Genomic DNA, 415 nt, shown 5'->3' on the forward strand with positions numbered 1-415 from the left:
GGCGGTGACGGTGATGACCTGATTCAGGTCTATATTCCCAAAGTCGCTGGCGGAGACGATTCCGTCATAGCCACAGGAGGATCAGGGCGGGACACTTATGGGTTTCTCTCAGGTATCGCCACTTATCGACTGACCGTCACCGACTTTGCCACCGGCACAGGCGGCGACCTGATCGATGTCAGCACCTTGCTCAATTACAGCGCAGCCAACGGTCGCGGCTATCAGGGCGGCAACCCCATGAGTGCCGAAAATGGCTACTTGCGCCTGATCCAGAACGGCAAGAACACCGAACTCCAATACGACGAAGATGGCGCTGCAGGCAGTCAAAGTACCTGGCATACCGCAATCACTCTGCAAAATGTATCGGTCACGGCATTAACCGTTGATAACTTTGCCAATGGAATAAAGCCTGACG

General features: G+C 54.7%; 1 protein-coding gene. It reads left to right on the forward strand.

The features are described 5' to 3' along the window. Positions 1-415 (forward strand): type I secretion C-terminal target domain-containing protein (locus ACYP2A_RS26585; protein ID WP_459748917.1); only part of this gene is annotated, 415 nt, incomplete at both ends.

This window comes from Pseudomonas sp. 3A(2025), from assembly GCF_054589175.1.